Annotated in this window: 19 protein-coding genes; 4 read left to right on the top strand and 15 right to left on the bottom strand. The window is 50.9% G+C overall.

What is annotated here, in order from left to right; all coding sequences use genetic code 11:
- Positions 1 to 9: 9 nt before the first annotated feature.
- Entirely contained in the window at positions 10 to 390 is a 381-nt protein-coding gene (locus AC0YNS_RS11560) for a globin domain-containing protein (protein ID WP_475781144.1), read from the bottom strand.
- Positions 391 to 950: 560 nt separating this feature from the next.
- On the opposite strand from AC0YNS_RS11560, the gene ylbJ reads away from it, so the two are divergent.
- The 3 genes from ylbJ (at position 951) to AC0YNS_RS11545 (ending at position 4579) form a co-directional block, all read left to right on the top strand.
- The gene (ylbJ, locus tag AC0YNS_RS11555; protein WP_475781865.1) at positions 951 to 1976 is read left to right on the top strand and encodes a sporulation integral membrane protein YlbJ; all 1026 of its coding nucleotides are present in this window, start codon (positions 951 to 953) and stop codon (positions 1974 to 1976) included.
- 65 nt (positions 1977 to 2041) lie between these two features.
- Positions 2042 to 2839: an NAD kinase gene (locus AC0YNS_RS11550; RefSeq protein ID WP_475781143.1), complete on the top strand. Its 798-nt coding sequence runs from the start codon at positions 2042 to 2044 to the stop codon at positions 2837 to 2839.
- A complete protein-coding gene (locus AC0YNS_RS11545; RefSeq protein ID WP_475781142.1) occupies positions 2840 to 4579 on the top strand; it encodes an ABC transporter ATP-binding protein in 1740 nt (579 codons plus the stop codon).
- Between the two features lie 514 nt (positions 4580 to 5093).
- Here the strand turns inward: AC0YNS_RS11545 and AC0YNS_RS11540 are convergent.
- A complete protein-coding gene (locus AC0YNS_RS11540; RefSeq protein ID WP_475781141.1) occupies positions 5094 to 5945 on the bottom strand; it encodes a YutD family protein in 852 nt (283 codons plus the stop codon).
- A gap of 19 nt (positions 5946 to 5964) precedes the next feature.
- Positions 5965 to 6861: a lipoyl synthase gene (gene lipA, locus AC0YNS_RS11535; RefSeq protein WP_210662457.1), complete on the bottom strand. Its 897-nt coding sequence runs from the start codon at positions 6859 to 6861 to the stop codon at positions 5965 to 5967.
- Positions 6862 to 7081: 220 nt separating this feature from the next.
- Here lipA and AC0YNS_RS11530 point away from each other — a divergent pair, with 220 nt between their 5' ends.
- Positions 7082 to 8056 (top strand): M23 family metallopeptidase, encoded by a 975-nt coding sequence (locus AC0YNS_RS11530; RefSeq protein ID WP_475781140.1) that lies wholly within the window; start codon positions 7082 to 7084, stop codon positions 8054 to 8056.
- A gap of 48 nt (positions 8057 to 8104) precedes the next feature.
- Here AC0YNS_RS11530 and yunB read toward each other — a convergent pair whose 3' ends face one another.
- The 12 genes from yunB to AC0YNS_RS11470 form a co-directional block, all read right to left on the bottom strand.
- Positions 8105 to 8953 carry a sporulation protein YunB gene (gene yunB / locus AC0YNS_RS11525; protein WP_475781139.1) on the bottom strand — a complete coding sequence of 283 codons (849 nt, stop codon included), beginning with the start codon at positions 8951 to 8953 and terminating at the stop codon, positions 8105 to 8107.
- A gap of 81 nt (positions 8954 to 9034) precedes the next feature.
- A complete protein-coding gene (locus tag AC0YNS_RS11520; protein ID WP_475781138.1) occupies positions 9035 to 11347 on the bottom strand; it encodes an ATP-dependent helicase in 2313 nt (770 codons plus the stop codon).
- 128 nt (positions 11348 to 11475) lie between these two features.
- Positions 11476 to 12585: a GerAB/ArcD/ProY family transporter gene (locus AC0YNS_RS11515; RefSeq protein WP_475781137.1), complete on the bottom strand. Its 1110-nt coding sequence runs from the start codon at positions 12583 to 12585 to the stop codon at positions 11476 to 11478.
- Positions 12582 to 12827, bottom strand: coding sequence for a hypothetical protein (locus AC0YNS_RS11510; protein ID WP_475781136.1), 246 nt, complete (start codon positions 12825 to 12827; stop codon positions 12582 to 12584). The genes AC0YNS_RS11515 and AC0YNS_RS11510 overlap by 4 nt, the downstream gene beginning before the upstream one ends.
- Positions 12828 to 12838: 11 nt before the next feature.
- A complete protein-coding gene (locus AC0YNS_RS11505; protein ID WP_475781135.1) occupies positions 12839 to 14026 on the bottom strand; it encodes a Ger(x)C family spore germination protein in 1188 nt (395 codons plus the stop codon).
- Positions 14016 to 15113: a GerAB/ArcD/ProY family transporter gene (locus tag AC0YNS_RS11500; protein ID WP_475781134.1), complete on the bottom strand. Its 1098-nt coding sequence runs from the start codon at positions 15111 to 15113 to the stop codon at positions 14016 to 14018. Before AC0YNS_RS11500 ends, AC0YNS_RS11505 begins: the two co-directional genes overlap by 11 nt.
- Positions 15110 to 16627 (bottom strand): spore germination protein, encoded by a 1518-nt coding sequence (locus AC0YNS_RS11495; protein ID WP_475781133.1) that lies wholly within the window; start codon positions 16625 to 16627, stop codon positions 15110 to 15112. Before AC0YNS_RS11495 ends, AC0YNS_RS11500 begins: the two co-directional genes overlap by 4 nt.
- A 458-nt stretch (positions 16628 to 17085) precedes the next feature.
- Complete coding sequence (locus tag AC0YNS_RS11490; protein WP_475781132.1) at positions 17086 to 18063, bottom strand: ABC transporter ATP-binding protein; 978 nt, start codon at positions 18061 to 18063, stop codon at positions 17086 to 17088.
- Positions 18060 to 19118 carry an ABC transporter ATP-binding protein gene (locus AC0YNS_RS11485; protein ID WP_475781131.1) on the bottom strand — a complete coding sequence of 353 codons (1059 nt, stop codon included), beginning with the start codon at positions 19116 to 19118 and terminating at the stop codon, positions 18060 to 18062. The genes AC0YNS_RS11490 and AC0YNS_RS11485 overlap by 4 nt, the downstream gene beginning before the upstream one ends.
- Entirely contained in the window at positions 19085 to 20047 is a 963-nt protein-coding gene (locus AC0YNS_RS11480) for an ABC transporter permease (protein ID WP_475781130.1), read from the bottom strand. Before AC0YNS_RS11480 ends, AC0YNS_RS11485 begins: the two co-directional genes overlap by 34 nt.
- Complete coding sequence (locus AC0YNS_RS11475) at positions 20044 to 21015, bottom strand: ABC transporter permease (protein WP_091212472.1); 972 nt, start codon at positions 21013 to 21015, stop codon at positions 20044 to 20046. The genes AC0YNS_RS11480 and AC0YNS_RS11475 overlap by 4 nt, the downstream gene beginning before the upstream one ends.
- An 83-nt stretch (positions 21016 to 21098) precedes the next feature.
- Positions 21099 to 22871: an ABC transporter substrate-binding protein gene (locus AC0YNS_RS11470; RefSeq protein WP_475781129.1), complete on the bottom strand. Its 1773-nt coding sequence runs from the start codon at positions 22869 to 22871 to the stop codon at positions 21099 to 21101.
- Positions 22872 to 23621 lie beyond the last annotated feature (750 nt).

Here is a 23621-nt window from a genome sequence, read left to right as displayed (position 1 = left end):
TCCCTATTGTTATGGTTGTTGATTAACAAAGTGATGCGCCGGTCCCGATAAACGGTCAAGCATTACTTCCTGCAGCTCTGCAGGTAAGTCCGTTTCAGCAAGGGCTTCCCGCATACAACCAAGCCAAGCCTCCGCACGTTCAGGTGTTATAGGAAACGGCAAATGCCTTGCCCGCATCATGGGATGCCCATATTCATCAGAGTATAAAGAAGGGCCGCCGAAGAACTGCGTCAGAAACATCGTCTGTTTCTCCATGACAGGTTGTATGTTCGGTGGAAATAAAGGCCCAATCAATGGGTTCTTCTGAACCTTAGAATAGAAGGATTCTACGATGCCTTTAATACCGGCAACTCCTCCGACAGCCTCATATATAGTGCTATAGTTATTCATCGTCATTACTCACTCCGTTTTGTAGGTCTTTTGTAGCACTTTTCTTAATTATTTTAACATAAAACATGAATCCATAGGCACACAAAAAAATGCCCTCTAGGAAGAGGGCATTACGGCAGTAGGTGTTGGTACGAATAAGAGTCGGGATATATCAGCTTTCGTAATCCTCTTCTCCGGGAGCCATCAGGGACTCACGGATGACGTAGATGAATGCGCAGACGAGGATGCCAGCAATTATACTCATAGTCATCACCTCAAGGCGTTCGATTGATGTAAGACAATTGTAGCATACCCAGAATAAAAATAACATATTGTTTTGCAAGCGTTTTCTAAACATTTTTTCCCCATATTACAGCCATATTACAGCTCTTTTACGCCCCTATTACAGCACCTTTAAAAAGCATTTTTTCGGACAAGTGATGTTTGTCCTCTCTCGCACATATAGCAGTAATAGTAGGCATTTTACGATTTTCAAGGAGGGCCTCTTCGTGCATGTCGTTCGCTATTTACTTCGTCCGTCCATCATACCGGCTTGGTCAGCGGTTCTGCTCGTTCTGCTGATGATTGGTTTTCCCGCTGAGGCGCTCTCAGCTTCCATTCGTGGGCTCTCCATCTGGTGGGAAGTGCTTTTTCCGGCTCTGTTCCCCTTCTTCGTCATTTCAGAGCTGCTGCTTGGACTAGGCATCGTACATTTCTTCGGCAAAATATTGGATCCGCTCATGCGGCCGCTCTTCCGTATACCCGGTATAGGCGGTTTCGTTGTGACGATGGGGTATGCATCCGGTTATCCTGTAGGGGCAAGACTTACGGCCCAGCTCTGGGAACAAAAGCTTATTAATCGTTCGGAGGGCGAGCGGCTCGTGGCGTTCACGACAACCTCGGACCCCATTTTCCTCATCGGTGCGGTTTCCGTCGGCTTCTTCCACAATGTTGCACTCGCGCCGGTTTTGGCCGCAGCCCATTATGGCGGCGGTCTCATCATCGGCCTGCTGATGCGATTTCATGATCGTAAAGCAGAGGCGACTCTACCCGCAGCAGCAGGCAGCACGGGAGGCAAGAGCAGCACAAATGGGAAGAGAAAAAGCCGTCTCTCCGAGGCTATACACGCCATGCATTTCGCGCGTTTAATGGATGGACGCAAATTCGGCGATCTCCTTCAAGACGCCATACAAGCTGCGCTGCGGCTCATGATCGTAGTCGGCGGTCTCGTCGTGGTGTTCTCCGTAATCATGGAACTGCTAAGACAGGCAGGGGGCATCAATGTATTGGCGCACGGCATTCAGTCCTTGCTCAGCCTGATTCATGTTCCGCCTGCCCTCTCTGACGCCGTAGTAAACGGCATCTTCGAGGTTACGCTCGGCGCGCGCTCCGCAGGCGCGGCAGTCAGCAGCGGTCTCGTCCACCAAGCGGCAATTGCCGCATTCATCCTCTCTTGGGGCGGCTTGTCCGTCCATGCCCAAATCGCCAGCCTACTCAGTCATACGGATCTGCGCTATAAGCCTTTTCTGATTGCACGGTTCGTACATGGCTGTATTGCCACCTGCTTAATCTATCTGCTTTGGGGTGCGCTCGGTCCGGCGCTTTGACATTGAATTCGCCACAGATATCCGCTATGATTCAAGTATTAACTGCGCGGAAGGGGCGCCTGGATTTGAATTATGTCGTAATTGATCGAGGAGATAAGTTATCGAAAGAGCTTGTCACTCGTTTTCATGAGCTTGCAGCAGCACGAGGATTAAAGCGTAATGATGAGAGTCCTGAGATGGTCATCTCCATCGGCGGCGACGGAACGCTCTTGAAGGCATTCCACACCTATGTCGACCGAATCGATGACCTCGCTTTTATCGGTGTACATACAGGTCATCTTGGATTCTTCGCCGATTGGAAAGCCGACGAATTGGAAGAGCTGGTCCGCATGATGGCGGAAAGTGAACCTCGCATCGTACGTTACCCGCTTGCCCAAATCGAGCTGGACACAGACGCAGGCAAAGTGACACATACGGCGTTGAACGAATTTACTCTTAAGGGCCTCGACAATATGTTAGTCGCTCAAATTAACGTCAATGATGAAATGTTTGAAATGTTCCGCGGCGACGGCATTGTCGTCTCCACTCCATCAGGCAGTACGGCGTATAACAAAAGTCTTGGCGGCGCGATCATCCATCCATCGATCGAATCGCTTCAGCTGGCCGAAATTGCATCGATCAATAACCGGGTCTACCGTACGCTGGGTTCTTCAATTGTCCTGCCACAGCACCATCACTGCGACATCATTCCACGCAAGGATCAGCGGCTGCAGCTGACAGTTGATCAGCTTACCATTAAACGGGACGATATTCACTCCATTCGGTGCAGCGTGGCTTCACGCAAGGTTAGCTTCGCACGCTACCGTCCATTCCCGTTCTGGAACCGGGTGCGCGAAGCGTTCCTTGGTTACGATGTGAAATAGATGAATCATTTTCGCGCCTATCTGCAAATTGTTAAACCTTATCGCTGGCTGATTGCGATTACGCTGGCGATTGGCATCATTAAGTTCGCGATTCCGCTGACACTTCCCTTATTTCTCAAATATGTCGTCGACGACGTGTTGCTTGCTTCTCTCTCGGTTGAAGACAAAACAGCAAAGCTGTTTAAGGCGGTCGGGCTCGCCTTCTTACTCTTCGTCGTGGTCCGATATCCAGTCGAATATTACCGTCAATATTTCGCGCAGCTGACAACGAGCCGCGTGCTTTTTGACTTGCGTAACAAGCTCTACGCTCACCTGCAGCGGTTGTCCATTCGGTTCTACCAGAACCGCAAATCCGGCGAGATAATCTCTCGCATGATGAACGACGCCGAGCAGACCAAGTCGCTCGTAGAGACAGGACTCATGAACATCTGGCTGGATATGTTCACGCTCGTCATTGCACTCATCATCATGTTCAACATGAATGTCATGCTGACCTTTGTGGCTATTGCGATTCTGCCTTTCTACGGTTATGCGGTGAAGAAGCTGTACAAACGGCTGCGAGGCTACTCGCGTTCGAGATCGCAAGCGATGGCTGAGATGCAGGGGTATCTCAATGAGCATGTGAACGGTATTCCCGTGGTGAAGAGCTTTACCTTGGAGTCTTATGAGCAGCAGCAATTCGGCAATCGGAACCAGACCTTTCTGGAACGCGCCTTCGCCTTAACTCGGTGGAATGCGCTCACGCAATCCATTATTAATACGTTGACCGAAATTGCACCGCTGCTGGTGCTTGCCTGCGGCGGTTATTTGGTTGTGCAAGGCAAGCTTACGTTAGGCGAGTTTGTCGCCTTCTATGGCTATCTTGATCGGTTGTACGCGCCGCTTCGCCGGCTTGTCAACTCGTCTACCGAGCTCACTCAAGCATCCGCATCGCTGGAGCGTGTGATGGAGCTGCTCGGCGAGCAGGCTGAAATCACAGATGCGCCGGACGCTGTCCCGCTGCGTACTGTGCAAGGAGATATTCAATTCCGCCATGTATCGTTTCGCTATCAGAAGGAATCGGACTGGGTGCTGCGCAATATCAACTTGCACATTCCAAGAGGTCACACAGTCGCGTTAGTCGGCATGAGCGGCGGCGGCAAATCTTCGTTAGTCAGCTTGCTGGCACGCTTCTACGATACGCAAGAAGGCGAAATTACAATTAACGGCCAGCCCATTCGCAGTGTGACGCAGCATAGCCTCCGTTCGCAGATCGGGATGGTGCTGCAGGATAACATCTTGTTCAGCGGCTCTGCTCGCGAGAATATTCTGCTTGGCAATCCGGAGAGCACGGAGGAGCAGATTTACGATGCAGCCAGAAGAGCCAATGCCCATGAGTTCATCATGTCGCTGCCCAAAGGCTATGACACGGAAATCGGCGAACGCGGCGTTAAGCTCTCCGGAGGGCAGAAGCAGCGAATCGCGATTGCCCGCGTGTTCCTGAAGGATCCCGCCATCCTCGTGCTGGATGAGGCGACCTCGGCGCTTGACCTGGAATCCGAGCATGCCATCCAGGAGTCCCTCGCGGAGCTCTCGCAGAACCGTACAACGCTTGTCGTGGCGCACCGACTCTCAACAATTACACACGCTGATCTCATCGTCGTCATCGAGCATGGCCAGATCGTGGAGCAAGGCCGCCATGAGGAGCTCATGCGTAACGGAGGGGCTTACGCCCGGTTGTATAACGTGCAGTATTTATAGCTGCCATTGCGCACCAGGACATCTACTTGGGAGCGAATTCGGCGAAATGAGCTCATGTAGCGCACCAGGAGATCTACTTGAAAGCGAATTCGGCGAATCGAGCTCATGTAGCGCACCAGGACATCTACTTGGGAGCAAAATCGGCGCATCGAGCTCATGTAGCGCTCCAGGACATCTACTTGCGAGCGAATTAGGCGAAATGAACTCATGTAGCGTACCAGGACAGCTACTTGGGAGTGAATTCGGTGAAATGAGCTCATGTAGCGTACCAGGACATCTACTTGGGAGTGAATTCGGTGAATTGAAATCATGTAGCGAACCAGGTCAGCTACTTGAGAGCGAAATCGACGAAATGAGCTCATGTAGCGTGCCAGGACATCTTCTGGGAAGCAAATTCGGCGAATCGAGCTCATGTTCCGCACCAGGACATCTACTTGGGAGCGAATTCGGCGAAATGAGCTATAACAAAAAAGGCCAGCCTCAAAAGTAAGCACTTTTGAGACTGGCCTTTTATTTAATGTTTAGGGCTCTGTTCCTTGCCGCCACGCCCTTGAGGCGGATGGGAAGGGTTCTCCGATGCGGCCGCAACGGGAGCCTTCTGGTTAAAATGAGGGCGTTTGTTGCGATTCCGTTCCGGCCGATCCGGACGTTCATTACGATCTGAACGCTGCTCGCCGCCGCGATCAGGGCGCTCATTGTTATTGCGCTCCCCGCGTTCGCCACGCTCGCTGCGTTCTCCGCGTTCATGACGCTCGCCGCGCTCCGGACGTTCATTCTGATTGTTCCGAGCAGCCTGCTTGCCACCATGCTCACGGTCCTTATTGAAAGGCTTACGTCCCTCGCGAGGCGTTTCCTTCTCCGGATCCTTCGCCGCATCCTTACGGTTGCTGTTGCGCTGCTGCTCCCTGCGTTGATCCCGCTCATGCCGCGGCATGAACTTCACCTGCTGATGCTCCGAAGCCGGAGCATCAGCGGCTTGACCGGCAGCGACGGCACGGGAGGCGGTTACATAAGCTTCCACGCCATCAGCCGTTTCATAGGTTTCGCCATCCTGATCTTCGGTCAGATCGCCGTCTTCACCGGATTTCGCACCACCCGGCTGTTTCTCGAGCACGAAGTAGGCGCATCCAAAATTACAATACTCATTAATATAATCCGTCATCGAGGAGAACGCGCTCTCGCGCGTCACCTTCGGATGGTTATCACGAAAGAATCCCTTGAGCCGAAGCTGATTATATCCCCAATCACCGATTACGTAATCGTATCGTTCCAGTACTTCACTGAATCGTTCTCGAAAGGCTTCGAAATTCCAGCCGTTTCTGTTCTCATGTATTAATTCGTAGGTTCTGCCGCTGATATGGATCAAGTCTGCTTCTCACTCCTTCTCACAGGGATGCAGGCTCGGCCTGTGCTGCGGATTTCACTTGCTCATGCGCGTGATACGAGCTGCGTACGAGCGGTGCCGATTCCACATGGCTGAAGCCGCGTTTAAGTCCTTCTTCTTTAAGCTTCGCGAATTCGTCTGGATGCACATATCGCTCAATCGGCAAGTGGTTCGGTGAAGGCTGCAAATATTGGCCCAGGGTCAATATGTTGCAATCCACCGCACGCAGATCATCCATTGCCTGCAAAATTTCATCCCATTCCTCGCCGACGCCAAGCATGATGCTGGACTTCGTAGGAATATTCGGCTTCATTTCTTTGGCGCGCTTCAGCAGCTCCATCGAACGAGCATACTTCGCTTTCGCGCGTACGCGGTTGGAAAGCCGAGCAACGGTTTCAATATTGTGGTTGAGAATATCCGGATTCGCATCCATAACCGCTTGCAGTGCATCCCAATTGCCCATAAAATCCGGAATAAGCACTTCTACGCTGCAGAACGGCAATCTCTTGCGGATGGCTTTGATCGTCTCGACGAAAATCATCGCGCCGCCGTCAGCCAGATCATCACGAGCAACCGAAGTCACAACGCAGTGTTTCAAGCCCATCTGCTCGGCGGCTTCCGCTACGCGTTCCGGCTCTTGCAAATCGAGCTCGGTCGGCAAGCCTGTCTTCACTGCACAGAATCGGCATGCACGTGTACATATATCGCCTAGAATCATGAACGTGGCCGTCCGATTCGCCCAACATTCATAAATATTCGGACAACGCGCTTCCTCACATACAGTATGCAAAGTTTTGGTGCGCATCATCTCTTTAATTTCGGCATAGTTGCCGCCTGTCGCTAATTTAATACGAAGCCAATCCGGCTTCGGCGCTCTTTCGGTGAGCTTTGTCTTCATGGGAGGTGTACCTGCTTTCTGTAATCTCTGCGTCTTATTATAGCACGTTTCGGATAAAAACCAATGATTTGCAAATCATAACAGCAGGGCAGTTCAAACCAATTGCACCCATTTCAGACATTCGACCGAAACCTAAAATGAAAGTTTTGCTAGTTGGCGCGTGTGGAGGCTGATACATCTGAGATCATTTGTAATACGCCTATTCTTGGTGATGTTGGTGATGGCAGGGCTTCCGCCAGGCACCGCTGCTTACGCAGGTGCGAAGGACACGGCGCCCAAAGACGATGCTTTCGCCAAACGAAGAGAGCTGTACGATGAAATTAGCATCGTAACCCGTATTCCCTGGTACCGTCTGGCCGCAGTCGATCAATACGAGCGAACCATGACAAGAGCCCGGCCCAAGACGAGGGCTCAGCTGGGCCAATATATCGGTATCTTTATGACCGAGAGTGCTTGGGCCGGCGTACTCAACCCCGATATGTCGGATGAGTCGCCTGCCTCCATTCGGTGGTTCAGCGGACTTGGTGTAGATGGGGACGGAGACGGGCGTGCGATACGCACGAATGACACAGATTTACTGTATTCTGTAGCCAATCATTTCATGCAATTTGGCACAGAAGAGGATGATTTTTCCATTGGTGTGTGGCAGTATTACCACAATACCAGGGCGGTACAACGCATCCGCCAGTTTGCGCGTCTGTATGCTACATACGGCAAGCTGGATTTGTTCGAGCATGCTTTTCCCGTCCCAGTCGGAACTAATTATTCCTACAAAGGAACTTGGGGTACCCGCCGCAGCTGGGGAGGCTACCGGATTCATGAAGGAACAGATATTTTCGCAAATCATGGTGTTCCGGTTCGCAGCACCTGCTACGGCATTATTGAGGTAAAAGGCTGGAACCCTTATGGCGGCTGGCGTCTTGGCATCCGCGACCTCAATAATTACTATCATTATTATGCGCATCTGTCCGGCTATGACAAGACATTAGCCGTTGGCAGCGTCGTAAAGCCCGGCCAAGTTGTAGGATGGGTGGGCAGCTCCGGATATGGCAAGCCCGGAACGCAAGGGAAATTCCCTCCGCACCTGCATTACGGGGTATACCGCGACAGAGGGTTAGTGGAGTGGTCGTTCGATCCCTATCCAATGCTAAGGCAATGGGAGCGAGAAGAGCGGCGCAGATTACGCAGAAAGTAAACAAAGAGCGCTAATCACAGGCCTTTAGCCTTGATTAGCGCTCTTTGTTTAAGGTTCGTCTGCAGGCGCAAGCGACGGCACATCAGCATTACCGCCGCTATTCCCCTCAGCGTCATGCGTCTCCGTCGTAGTGGACACACCATCCCCGCTTTGCTCCATCGGCAGTGAAATATTCGGAGCTCCTGGCGCCGAATCACCGACGGGATTGCCTTTGTTATCGTAATAGTACATCGGCACATCGCCAACTACGAGCAAATACGAAATCGGAATTTCGGTCTCCACGAGCTCCGGCTTCGTATCGAACGGGATAATGATCGAAACCTCGGCCACAATGTGCATGTAAACCTCAACCAAAATCATATTGATCCCGGCATCCTTCTGCCGCGTGCTCAGATCGACCTTCACCGCTCCGATCGGCTCGAATTTCACGGGTATACGCGGACCGAAAGAAGCGATAATCGCGCTGCCCAGCGCTTGGCCAAGGGGAATCCGCTCCGGAATATCGCCCATCTTGTTCAGCGTTGTTTGCACAGTATCGATCGTCTCGGACGTAATCCGCATATGCTCGGCATAGTTGAGCATGAAGCCGGAAATTTTGCCGCTGGCATTCGTTTTCCAATCAATCAGCTTATCCGCATTGGAGTTCCCGGCGACCTGTTCCGTAATCGCTTTGTTGATGGATTGCGTAGCCACCTGCTTCACGCGCAGGGTAGCGACGGTCATGAGCGGGCCTTGCAGATTGCGTTCAATGAAGATAAACGTCTGCGCGAAGAACAGTATAAACAGCAGCATCAGGAAGACGAGCAGCTTGCGTCTGCTTATCTTCTTCCTAGGCTTTCCGGACGAACGGCGCCGCCTGCCGCTGCTTCGCCAGCCCCGTCTTCCCCATTTGCGCATGCGACGGCCTCCTTCGTGGACGGTCTTGCACATCTCCATTCCAAGCTAGCTTATGCGGAGACCGTCCAAAAAAGAAGACAACTAGTGCAGCTCAAGAAGCCCCATTTCGAGACAAGCGGCAACCGACAATTTACGAACGCCGGTCGTAAATCGAATTTCGATAAATTCCGCTCCAACCGCTATCAGCTTCCCGTTGCCAAACACGCGGTGCTTCAGCTGCTGACCCGGCTGCAACGAAGCAACGTTCTTCAGCGCTTTCGGATTCGGCGGTACGAACGACTTCGCTGAGCTTGTAACCGTCACCGTTCCGGCAGATTTGCGCGATCCGGCAGCAGACTTCCTCTGCTCACCACCCGCACGGGTTGCCGCAATTTCCGCCGATGCCGTCCCCGTCTGTTCTGCACCCGGAGGCGTCTGGAGATTACGAACGGCCGTCACAAATTGGGACTCCTTCACCTCTTCCCCGTCCCGCTGTCCATAGCTCAGCAGCACAAGCTGCTGCTTCGCCCGCGTCATGCCGACGTAGAACAACCGAACCGCTTCTTCCATTTCCGGCGAAATTTCGCCTTCCACTTTCTTCATATCATCGTTAGACGGCAGGATGCCGTCGATCAGATCAATGATATATACGCGCTCAAACTCCAAGCCCTTGGCGCTGTGCAGCGTGGAGAACGTAACGGCGTTGGCGTTCTTGTTGCGTTTGGAAGCCTTCATGACCGCTTCCAGATACTTGAGCCGGTTCGCGAAATCCTCCAGCGTCTCCAGTCCCACCGCAATATCCTCAAGCGTATTAAGGATGCCGATCAGATTCTCTTTGCGGAAGCCGAGCCGCTCGCACATTTTCTCCAACGCCTTCTCGTACCCCAGCTTGTACCGGATCGTACGAATCGCCGACTGGGGAGCTGTCTCCTTCAGCGAAACAAACGTATCTTTGCAATCCTGCAGCTGCTTCGGCTGGTAGTCCTGCAGCGGCACGAATCGAATCAAGTTGTCGAAGACGGACTCGTTATTCTGAATTTGGCTAAGCGCTGCCATTTGCGTTTTGGTAATATAACCGTTCAGCTTCGTATGAATCTTCTCCAGCAAATCCGGTCGCTTGTCCGTGTAGGCCATTCGCATGAAATTCAGGATGTCCTCCAGAATCCAGTGGGAGAAGAAACGATTGTCGCCATCCTTCATATAGAACGGAATGCCTCTGCGGTCAAACTCATTCATGAGCGAGATCGACGATGAATTGTTCCGATACAATACGGCTGTCTCGCTTAAATTCTCGATCAGCGCCACCTTGTCTCCGACATACTTAGCCTGCACCTTGTAATCGGCCAAACTCTTGATTTGAATCGGCCTGTTGCTGGGGTTGCGGGTAAACATCTCTTTATCATAACGGTTGCGGTTACGTTTAATGAATCGGTTGGCGATGCTGACGATATTTCGCGAGGAACGGTAGTTCTGCTCCATTTTCAGTATCGCGGCGTCCGGATATACCTCTTTGAAATCGAGCAAATACTGCGGTTCCGCCGCCCGCCAGGTATAGATGCTCTGATCGTCATCGGCGACGACGCACAGGCAGCCATGTCTGCGCACCAGCTTCTCAATAATGGCATGCTGTACCAAGGAAGTATCCTGGCTTTCATCCGTCAGCACATAGTCGAATTTGTTCTGGTACTTCCATAGGAGCTCATTGCTTTGCTCCAGCGCGCGGTTCGCGATGACGAGCATATCGTCATAATCCACGAGCAGCTTGTCGCTTCGCGTACGTTTGAACGCTTCGTATTCCTTCAATAGCAGAGCAGCATCCGGAACATCGCATTTCACACTCGCCCATTCCGCTTCGGGAACCAGCTTGTTCTTAATGAAACTAATATAGGTTGTGAGCTCTTCCATCTGCTCTTCCGTGATGTTGTCGCCCCGAACCTTCCGGTAAATATCCCGAAGGATCAGCTTCTTATGAAGGGGAGGATTATTGTCATCGAAACCGCCGGTTTGCTCCGTTTCCCCCTCGCCGACTTCTATCTCTACTGCGCCTTCTATAATTTGAAAGGAAGTTTGCGAGCGGCGCAAATATTCCCGCATGACTTCGAATGCGAGACTATGTATGGTAGAGAAATCGACGCTGCCGGAGGGCATCTCCGGGAAAAACCGACTAAACCGGTCCTTCATATCCTGCGCAGAGGCTTTACTGAACGTAACCGCCTTAATACGCGAGGGATGGACACGTTTCACTTCAATTAAGTAGCCGATTCGCATAATAATTGTCGTCGTCTTCCCTGATCCGGGCGAAGCCAGCAGCAGCAGCGCACCTTCGGTGTGCATAACCGCCTGCTTCTGCACCTCATTAAGCGCAACGCCAAGCTCTTCTTTCTTTCTAGCGAAAAAATCCATCGTTCCTGCCATTTCCGAAATGTCCCTTCCATTCCATAAACATTAAAATTCCCTCTGACGCGGCTGCGGGAGGGAATATAGTCGTCCGTCTATGATTGTATAGAACAAGTATCGCTCGTTTGCTCCCCTGTCCGCAATAGTTATTTTCTGCCTTCGGCGCTGCGGCCCCTTAACCTTAGCTTAGCAATGCCCCACAGCAGAAGCGGCACACCTACACAATGAACCGGAAGGAGGTATGGAATGGCGATTTTCTGCGGGAAATAGACCGAGCTCTCGATGAAATCTTTGGGAATAAAGGAGAGCAGCATCACGAAAGGCGCTACCCCCCACATGAGCCGCTTCCACTTCTTCACCCCCAGCCACTGGGCGGTCCCATAGGTGCTGACGAAGAAATAGAGCGAGACTTTAATAAACACACTAATGATCCAGATGGCGATGACGAGCGAGTCCAGATTTTGGAGAAAATCAAAATACGTCATGTAGCGGATTAGATTGAAGAACGGAAAGGTCAGCCCCGCTCCGGCGCCATAACCAATGACTCCCACTATCAGAAAGGTCGAGAGGGACGTCAGCAGCCCTGCCGTCCCTACGCCAAGCATAGCCGGTTTTGTGCCCGATTTCGGATTCGAAACGAAGGCAAACAGCATGATGAGAATGATGCAATCGCCTAAGAAGGTCGTCGTCGGGAGTGAGCCCTTCAAGATCGTTTTAATGCCCGTATCGGTATACACAGGAAGTATATGATTCCAATTAAAGCCTTTGGAGCTCAAGACGAGCGGCAAGAAGATGCCAAGCAGGATAGGCGGCCCGAACACCTCGCTGCAGCGTGCAATGACTTCAATTCCGGCACTCGCTACATAGATCGCAACAAAGAGCATACCAATAATCGGAACAATCATTGGCGTTTTCGGCAATATCGTAGCTGCAATAAAATCCGCATATTGGCGTAAGATGATCGCGAGAACGCTGTACCAGTAAATGAAGTACAGGAAAATAAGCAGATGACCTGCCCATTTGCCGACAATGAGCAGCACATACTCCACAAAGGTTTTTCCGGGATACAGCTGACTGAGCCGCGCGCATACAAAAGCAATAAATGTGCTAAAGACGCTTGCAAGCACCATCGACAGCCACGCATCCTGCTTGGCGGTTACAAGAGCCGGATTAATCGTTAGCAATATGGTCATGCCTGCTTGCATGGTCGCGATCAACCAGAACAGCTGCTTGCCGCCGATTCGCATCTCGTTCATGATTGTCCCTGCCCGCTGCCAATCAGCAGCCTGCCAAGCGGGCCAAACCACAGCTCCAGAAGCTCCGAAGGACCCGGAAGCCGAGGATAAACATACAGCAGCACGCCAAGCCCAAAGCCAATCGCCAATAATGCAAAATATGCAATTCGCTCTTTCCTCGGAGCATTGCGTACCCAGTACCACTGTAGAACGCTCACGATCAAACTGCATGTCAATAACGCGGGAATGGATTTCCAAGTCATAGCCTTCGCTCCTAATCGCTAGATCTTGCCCTTACATTAGATAATCCCGGACGCAGCAAAACGGCATCAGGCTCAATCTTAACCTCCACTTTCGGAAACTGCTCATCCCAGTCATTCTCGGTACGTTGCCATATTTGCGGATAAGCCCGGTGAAATTCACCTGCAAAGTCAAATACATCTGCCTGCATCCCCAATTGAATTCGTCTAAGCGCATTTCCGATCTCCTTCTTCATGTCCTGCTCAAGCGCACGCTCCACCTTCCTGACGCCCGCTTCACTTGAAGCCAAATTGATGCTGGTCGCATTCTGCAGGGTATCGTTCTCCGAATGAATACGTACCGTCATACTCCATTTCCCATCACTGATATGCGGGATGAGCTTGGTTTGGCTTCTCAGCATCTGTACGGATACGGACCCGTCTTCTCCTTTCGGCACGACCGTTACGATCGCATAATCGATTTCATTGCGAAGCCATAGCAGGCCTCTCGTTGTTTGTTCGTCTACAAGGCCCACCATACGGCCGTTTTTGAAGATCGCCGTTCCATTCTGATAGCGGGCCGACCCGATGTTCGAAGAATTAGGCGGCTTAAGCTCCCTTAACCACGGCAGCGCAAAAGCATCGGCCTTCTCAGTCAGCATTTCGGAGACCTCGGCCAGCGTAAAGCTCATGGTGCTTTTGCTCTTAGCGAGCTCCCGCAGTACCTCAGATGTATCTCGCTCCAATGTAGACTGGATCGCGAGCACACTCTTCGCCTTACTACGACAGACATAAATATAGGCACGCTCTCTTGGCTGCGGTGCTCGCATGAGGTAATCCACATCGTCACGGATGCCTAACTTAGCCGCTCCCTCACCAAATATGATGACTTCGGCATGTCCCCAAAACAGTTTCCTCGAGAGCTTGTCCTGCATATGGGATAGGGCATCGGCAATATTCACCCCTGTTGATGTCAGCACGAATGTGTTGGATGTCCCGCTCCCGCCCTTATCTCCCATGCCCACTCCGCCTCCGCCTGCAGCTCTGGGGACATAGATTTGCAAGGACAAATCGACTTCGTTACTGCTCGTCCTATCGATCGCTGCTCCCGTAATCAGCGCAAGATCATTGATTTCGATTCGATCCCAACAACCGGTAAGCAGAAACAGCCCGCATACGCACATGACTTGGGGGAGTAAACGAGACCGCCACTTAGCTTTCATGCCTTTTCCTCCCCTTGATGATCGCGATTAGGAGCAGCAAAGCAGGAACGAGCATTTGCATGAGAAAGGTGTATACAGGCACGCTGGTACCCAAGGTAACACGCAGCATTTGATAGTTAGGCGCACACCATATGCTGACGAGGATAACGAGCAGCCCAATAGGCGCAATGATCGTCCGATAATTCGGCAGCTTCAGCCACTGGGCGGTCCACAGGACAGAGCCATAGAAATTAACGGTCACCTTAATAAAGATTCCGATCAACCACGTTGCCATCAGCAACGATTCGATATGTTCCAAGAAGTCCGATAATGAAATATAACGAACCGCGACGAGAAACGGATAGTTGAACGCTTTGCTTAAGTTACCGAACATGAACAGGATGGAAAGGTTGATCAGTACCATTGTAATCGTGACGGATGCCACACTGATCAACGACCATTTGAGTTTATCGCCTTTATTCTTAGTCACGTAAGGCAGGAACGTCGAGATAATAAAGTACTGTGAGAACCACGAAGCAGGAAGAATCGAACCTCTTAGCAAGGGAAACGGTCCGTATTCCATAACCGGGTACATTTCCTTCAAACTCATATCCGGGATCATAATGATGAGCATCACAAGGATAATGGCGAGCGCAATTGGAATGAGCAGTTGAGCTGCACGGGTCCATGCCTCCAACCCCATATACAAGGCATATGCACAAACAATCATCAGACAAATGACGATCACGATCATCGGCGTCTGAATGAGAAACGTTGTGGAAATAAATTCGCCGTATTGGCGGAGCACCATCGCGTTGGTATAAATAATCGATACCACATAGATCAGCGCTAAGCTTTTGCCCAGAAAACGCCCGAGAATCGATTCAATATATTCGATAAAAGTTTCATTCGGGTACCTGAGATGCAGGGCGAACATAAGAACGACAATCAAGCAGGCGAATACTCCTGCTAGGATCGGAGTTGCCCACATATCCCTGCCCGCTGTGACCATAGATATAGCCGGTGCGCTTAAGACTAACGTCGCCAGAATATACGGATGCAAGAGATAGGAAAGCTGCAGTGGTGAAATTCGACCTTTCTCCATCATGGCGACTCATTCCCTTGGGGTGGACCCGGCTTCTGGCCTGCCGCCACTCTCGTTCTGTTCGGTGCCTTGTTCGACACATAAGGTCTCTTGCGTATCATCCAAATTGGTGCACGTACAAGCACATCCTTCATCTCGCTTCCTTTCATCGGTGCGAGTGGCTGCAGATAGGGGATCCCAAGAGAGCGCAGGGAACACAGATGGATGACAACCACAATAACACCGAGCATGAGCCCAAGCAGACCGAGCATGCCGGATAGAACCATTATCGGGAAACGCAGCATCCGAATCGCGATGCCGCTGCTGTACTGGGGCATCATGAATGAGGCGATACCCGTGATGGCAACCACCATGACCATTGGTGCGGATACCAGTCCGGCCGAAGTCGCTGCTTGTCCGATTACAAGCGCGCCTACGATACTGACAGCGGCGCCGACTTGTCTTGGCAAGCGTACGCCGGCTTCGCGGAGCGCCTCGAATGAGACCTCCATGAGCAAAGCCTCCACAAGCGCCGGGAACGGAATATCCTCTCTGGATTTCGCGATGCTGAGCAGCAGCGAGGTCGGAACCATCTCTTGGTGAAACGTCATAATCGCTACGTAGAGGGACGGCAAGATGAGCGTCATAATAAAGAATAGGTAGCGCAGCCACCGGATGAACGTACCGATCAAGAAACGCTGATAGTAGTCTTCCGGCGATTGCAGCATCGTGAACAGTGTTGCAGGGGCAATCAGCACAAACGGTGTACCATCTACGAGAATAGCGACTCGCCCCTCGAGCAAGGATGCGCTCACGACATCCGGCCGCTCCGTCACTTGAATTTGCGGAAAAGGGGAGAACGGATTGTCTTCAATTAATCCTTCGATATAACCGCTCTCTAATATGCCGTCAATATCGATCCTCTCGATACGCTCTCGCACCTCTTCGATCAATGATGGCTCTGCGATGCCTTCGATAAACGAGATGAGCACCTCCGTACGGGTTTGGCGTCCGAGATAGTAAGGAACCATTTTGAGCGAAGGCGTTTTGATTTTACGGCGAATCATCGCCGTATTGACACTAATCGTCTCGGTGAACCCTTCCCTTGGTCCACGAACGACTGCTTCCGCTCCCGGCTCCTCGATGGAACGCTTCTCCCACTTGGCAAGTCCAATTGAAATCCCCTGTCTCATGCCATCAATGACGAGCAGCCCGCAACCATTGGATAAACATGCGATGGCATCTTCCAATGCATCGTGCTCCAGCACAAGGGACAACGTCAGAATAGAAGCAAGCCGCTCCGACGTCATGTCGCCGGATGCCTCAGCCGGCAGCTCTAGCAAGGGCCTGATGACATGCTGATCCAGCAGCTCTACATTAACTAATCCATCAATATATACAACAAATGCATCCGTGGTATCCCCTATCGAGAATTCGCGGAACATCACATCTTTGCAATCCGAGTAAATAGCATGCAGCAAATCATTATTATCAGCCAGCACGGTGGAAAACGGTTGTGACTGAGTAGATGCATCCATAGGCAGGCTCCTTGTAAGTAATAGGTTAATTTTTTCCATAATGCACCTATGATAAACGCAAGGCTGCTTCAAAAGTAATGTTGTCTCTGATCCAGTGACGTTAAAGTGACCTGCTCGTTGAGCAGAATGTTATCCCCGACGATACCTTGAAGAGATTAGCTACTTGCACCCGTTTCCCCGAATTTCCCGCCAATTTAGATCTCTGGACGAGCTACTTTTCACTCATGAAAGGTACCCAGTACCTCTCTTTTACACCAAACCACCTTTTCACCCACATGCGAGGTACCCAGTACCTCTCTTTCTCCCAAAACCACCATTGCAAGCGCAAGTGAGGTACCCAGTACCTCTCTTCGTATTTGCCTTCCCTTTGCTCAAATTGCGTTGCCCCTCCCAAACGAACAAAAAAAAGCTGCCCCAAAAGTGTTACTACACTTTCGAGACAGCTTCTTCTATACAAATCAGCTATGCAGCGGATAGTGACACGCTACTTGCCGCTCATCCATGACGACGCGCAGCACCGGCTCCTCTGTCTTGCACCGTTCCTGCGCGAACGGACAGCGCGGGTGGAAGCGGCAGCCCGAAGGCGGATTGGCCGGAGACGGAACATCTCCCTCCAATATGATGCGATCCTTCTTCCGCTCGGTTGTCGGCTGCGGAATGGCCGACAGCAGCACCGACGTATAGGGATGAAGCGGCTTGGCGAACAGTTCCTCTGTCGGCCCTACTTCGACCATTTTGCCCAAATACATAACCCCTACACGATCGGAAATATGCCGGACGACGTTAAGGCCGTGCGCAATAAACAGATAAGTCAGACCCAATTCCTTCTGCAGCTTCACCATCAGATTGAGCACCTGCGACTGAACGGAAACGTCCAGCGCCGACACCGCTTCGTCGGCCACGATGAATTTGGGATTGAGCGCTATTGCCCGGGCAATGCCGATCCGCTGCCGCTGACCGCCGGAGAACTCGTGCGGGTACCGATTGCGGCGTGAAGCATCCAAGCCGACCAGCTCCATCAATTCCACGACGCGGTCATCGATTTCCTTAGCCGTCATTCTGCGGTGAACCTTGAGCGGCTCGCCAATCAGATCTCGTACAAGAAACCGAGGGTTCAAAGAACCGAACGGATCCTGGAAAATAATTTGCATCTCTTCCCGAAGCTTGCGAAGCTCGCTCGTTCCTACCTCTTGAATATTCCGGCCCTCGAACTTAATTTCTCCGGCTGTTGCTTGCTTCAGATTCAGCAATACGCGGGCAAGTGTAGACTTGCCGCAGCCGGACTCGCCTACGAGGCCGAAGGTTTCTCCGGCACGGATACCGAACGATACATCATCGATCGCCTTAACCTGTCCTACGACACGATTGAGCAATCCGCTCTTAATGGGGAAATACTTCTTCACATTGGAGGCTTCGATCAAATATTGGCCGCTCATGAATGTGCCACCTCCAGCTTGCTCTTAATTGTCACTTTCAGCTCTTGGCTGCTGAATGCGCCGGGCCTTGGATCTGCTCCATCATGATCATCAAGCCAGCATGCAGCCTTATGCCCCGATGGTGAAGTCTGCATCGCCGGCTCCTTATGACGGCAAATATCCATGGCATACGGACAGCGCGGGTGGAAACGACAGCCTTCCGGCAGCTGGCTGATCGGCGGAATCGAGCCTTTGATCGTATACAGATCGCCGCCCCGTTCCCCTTCTAAGCCCGGAATGGATTTAAGCAGCCCAATCGTATACGGATGACGAGGCCCATCGAAAATTTCCTTCACCGTTCCTTCTTCCACTACGGTTCCCGCGTACATGACCGCAATGCGGTCTGCCACCTCAGCTGCTACGCCCATATCATGGGTAATCAGCAGCATCGACATATTGAACTCTTTCTTCAACTGGAGCAGCAAGTCCAGAATCTGCGCCTGAACCGTCACGTCCAGCGCCGTTGTCGGCTCATCCGCAATCAGCAGCTCCGGGTTGCAGGCGAGCGCCATGGCAATGACGACACGCTGGCACATGCCTCCGGACATCTCATACGGATACTGCTTCGCGCGAATTTCCGGTGCGGGAATGCCGACGCGGCGCAGCATCTCGATGCTTTGCCGCCAAGCTTCCTTCTTCTTTAAGCCTTTATGAATACGCAGCGCTTCTGAAATCTGGTCACCGACCGTAAAGACCGGATTAAGTGCAGACATCGGATCTTGGAAGATCATCGTAATCAAATTGCCGCGGATTTTGAGCATGTCGGATTGTTTCTTCTTCACCAGATCTTGACCGTTAAACAGCACTTCGCCATCTACAATCAAGCCGCCTGCATAATCGATGAGACGCATGACGGACATGGCCGTAACGCTTTTGCCGCTGCCGGATTCGCCGACGACGCATAGCGTTTTTCCTTTTTCCAAATCGAACGAAACACGATCCGTCGCCTTGGCTAAACCTCTATCAGACAGAAAGCCAGTTGTTAAATTCCGGATTTGGAGAATTTTTTCCGCCATCTGTCCAGCCTCCTTCGAGGAATCGTTGTCTTCCTAGGATCCAAGCCATCGCGAATGCCATCGCCGATAAAATTAACCGCCAGCACGACAAGCAAGATACATAACCCCGGATAAATCGCTTGAATCGGGTCAGTCAGCATAAATTCCTGCGCGTTGCTCAGCATCAGTCCCCAGCTTGTATTCGGCGTCTGAACGCCGAGTCCAAGGTAGGAAAGGGCCGATTCACTCAGAATCGCTCCGCCTACCATGAGTGTTGCCGTAACGATAATCGGTGCCGAAGCATTGCGAAGCAGGTGTCGGAAAATGATGCCAAGGTCAGAAACCCCCGTAGCCTTAGCTGCTTCTACATACTGCATTTCGCGAAGCTGCAAGTACGTGCCGCGGACAAGTCTGGCTACGCCCATCCAGCTCGTCAAAGCAAGAATCAGAATCATGTAACTAATCTTCGAACCAAATATAGCCAAGATCAAAATGTTCAGGAACAACGTCGGAATCGAGTTCATGACGTCAACGAAACGCATCGCAATCGTATCTACCCAGCCTCCGAAGTAACCGGCAAACGCGCCGACAAGCGTACCGATAAATACGGATACAAAAGCCACGGAGAAACCAACCGTAAGCGAGATCTGCGAGCTATGCAGCAATCTGGAGAAAATATCCCGGCCCAGCTCATCGGTGCCGAGCAGATGACCATCTGTCCCTGCCGGCAAATTCGGAAACATCATATCGATCCGCGTAGGATCATAAGGTGAAAACCATCTTGCACCCAGCGCGGCAATAACAAATATAGAGAGGATCACAAGTCCTGTCACGGCAAAAGGGTTTGTGCGAAACTTCTTCCACGCGGTCTTCCACGGTCCGTCCGGACGTTTGTCCAAGGCCGCTTGGGTTCCGGAGGCCGACTTCTTCTCAAGCACTGCGTTACTCATGATGCCGCGCCTCCTTTAGAGCCTAATTGCACCCTTGGATCAACAACGGCGTATAAGATATCGGCAATCAAATTGCCGACGACGACGATAACGGATACGATCAGCGTGATGGACATCAGCACGGAGTATTCCCTTGCCACAGCCATATCTACGAATAAGCGTCCCATTCCCGGCCAGTTGAACACACGCTCTGTTAGAGCGGCTCCGCCTACCAGAATCGGCAGGTCGAGACCCAGAATCGTAATGATCGGAATCAGTGCATTGCGCAGGGCATGGCGAAAAATAACCCTTCCCTCTTTCAGCCCTTTCGCGCGCGCGGTACGAATATAATCCTGGTTCAATACCTCCAGCATGCTTGCTCGCGAATACTTCGTGTACGCAGCCAGAAATCCGAGCGTCAGCACGGATACCGGAAGAATCAGGTGCAGGAACAGGTCGCCGAGGTTGCCCTCTTTGCCCATGGTATACATATCCGATAAAGGCAGCAGATCAAGCTTGAGTGAGAAATACTCCTGCAATATAATGCCAAACCAGAACGTCGGCATCGCGAATCCAACATAGGAAACGAAGTTGGCCGTCTGGTCGGAAAGTCCATATTCGGCTGTACTGTTATAAATCCCCCAAGGAATTGCGATCAAGAGCGAGAAGAGCCATGCAGCGCCCATTAATACCATTGTGTTTTGCACGGTTGGCCATAGAATGTCGCCGACCGGAATATGATTCTTAAACGTATAGCCGAGATCGCCCGTAAGCAGATTACCTAACCAAATCGTATATTGTACAAAGATGGGACGGTCGAGCCCCAAGTTATGGGCTTGTATCGCTCCAGCTTCCGGTGATAAGCCGGGGGCTAAAAATATCTTCGTAGGTCCGCCGGGTGCGGCGTGAATCATGAGGAACGTAAGAATCGAAATTAAAAATAGTACAAGGACGGATTGCAGTGTTCGGCGTATCATATATTCAGTCATTCCAGCGCCCCTCCTTTTACTGAACACAAGAGAAGGGCCTGTTGGCCCTTCCCTTGTTCAGCTATACAGTATGATTGTCGAACCTATTCTGTTGCCCACCAGTTGATTGCATGGTACAAGTAGCCGTAGCCGAGGGCAGATTCCGGTTTGTCTTCTTCAGCCCAGTGGATCTTCGTGCCGTCTACAACTTGCGGAAGACCATATTGGTACAAGAATACATAAGGAAGGTCAACCGAGATTTGTTTGCCGATTTCATGGTACACATTTGCGCGCTCTGTTTGATCCGTAGTCAGTTGACCTTTGGTCCATAAAGCGTCGATTGCTTCGTTCTTATACCAGCCGCCGTTTTGGCCGGTTGGCGGGTAATATTTCGAAGAGAAGATGCTCTCTGCATCCGGATCCGGGTTAGACAAGGACCATGAAAGCAGAATGGCAGGGAATTTACCAGGCGTGATGTTCTGGTCGATCCATGTTGCAAAGTCAATGCCCTTAGGAGTTACTTCAACGCCAACATCTTTCAGGTTTTGCTGAATGATTGCGGCAACTTGCTCACGACGGCTGTTGCCGGCGTTGTATTGCAGTTCGAAGGAGAAGCGGTGTCCGTCTTTCACAAGGATACCGTCTTTGCCCGCTACCCAGCCGTCTTCAGCCAGAAGTGCTTTGGCCTTCTCAGCGTCATAAGCGTAGTTAACGGCTTGGTCACCCGGATCTGCCCATGAACCCGGCAGGAATGGCGAGTTCATCAGCTTACCGGTTCCTTTAAGAACATTGTCGACCATACCTTGACGGTTCAGTGCAGTAGCAATGGCTTGACGTGTCTTCTGACCTTTGAACGGTGAATATTTATCAGGGAAGTTCTCATCCTTAAAGTTGAACTGTACGTATTCGTATTGAGGACCCGGAGCAAGAATCACGTTCAGATTCTCTTTCGCCTTAATCGCATCGATTTGGGTAACCGGAATCGCCGGAGACATTTGAATGTCGCCTTTGATCAGGGCTTGTACTTCTGTGTTCTGGTCAGCGTAAATTTTGTAGATGATCTTAGCCAAGTGCGGCTTCTTCTCGCCCCAGTAGTTCGGGTTCGCTTCCAGCGTAATGTATTGGCCTTGTTTCCACTCGGCGAATTTCCACGGACCGCTTGTAACGGTTTTCGCTGGATCTACGCCGTATGCGTTCTTGCTCAGTTCTTTAACCGGCACATCCTTCAAGATGTGGGAAGGAACTAGGGAGCTGGCAAGCGTGTATTGGAATGGTGCATACACTTGCTTCAGTTTGAATTCAATCGTCGTATCATCGACTTTCGTGATGGTATCGATTTTGTCGACTGTGCTGATACCAGGTGCGCCGGCATCAGGGTTTTTAACAGTGTTGAAGGTGAAGAGAACGTCGTCTGCAGTAAGCGGCTGACCGTCGTTCCATTTTGCAGTGCTTTTGATTTTGACTGTATATGATTTGCCGTCTGCGCTGATCACTGGAAGCTCGGCAGCAATCGACCAAGGCTCAACTACCAGGTTGGCATTGCGGTCTACGTCGTATAACTTGGCGTTGATTAATGTTTCAATATCGCCGGAAGAAGTGTCATTGATATAAATAGGATTTACAGAGACGATATCGGAGAATGTGCCAATCGTCATGGTTCCGCCGTCTACAGGCGTGTTTGGATCAGGAGTCGCGGGTGTTTCAGTCGTAGTGTCGGTGTTTGTGGTAGTGTTCGTTGCTTCAGTTGTATTAGCAGGTTTGTTGTTCGTTGTTGTATTGGCGTTGTTTGCATTGTTATTACCGCTGCACCCCGCCAACATTACTCCAACAAGAGCGATGACAGACAAACAGGAAAACCAATTCGATACCTTCCTCATCTTGTTCATTCCTCCCCATGATCTCAACAAAATGATTACATAAATTGACTTTTGTTGAAATATACCAAACTATTAGAATTTTCTCAAAACTTTTTCGCGAGATTCATAGCCTTTTCTGAAATCTTTAGAACTTCTTTACCAAGTTTGCCTTCAAACGACCAAATCCCCTATTAAATGACTCCTTTCGAACGCTTGTATTTGATGCTGCAGTTAGGCTGCTTGACTTCGAAATCATTGTAATCGATTTGACATTTACAGTATATTGGGGGAATTTCAGCATAAAAGAAAGCGTTTTTAACATCCCAATCTACCGAAGTCTTGCATTTACAAGATTTAAACATGTCATGAGTTGGGGGAATTGGATGGATCGGTTGCATACGGCTACATTCGAAAAATAGTCCCAAAGTAGGCGGAGTGTATTTTTATGCAGTAGGCACTATTCGCTTCAACGCGTTGGCGCGGCGCCTCAATTTGACAATAATCTTCACCGCGTTTACCGATTACTTCATTAAAGCAGTTGAGTGAATAGTATTTCTTATAGGTTTTGAAACCGTTGGTTTTACTAGTTTTTTTAATTTATAGTTTCCAGTTACAGGAATTATTAATTTCCGGCAGGCAAAATGAAAGGCCTCCCGAAATAGACCGCGCGGAATACGAGTATGAGCCAGCTACGTTCAATGAACGCAGTTTAGATGAGCGTGTTACAACACTATGAATATTTATGCACAATTAATAATTCTTCAAAAAATA

The sequence above is a fragment of the Paenibacillus sp. J22FR21 genome (assembly GCF_056269135.1).
The sequence above is the reverse complement of the archived record's forward strand: the minus strand, read 5'-3'. Positions and strand labels throughout refer to the sequence as shown.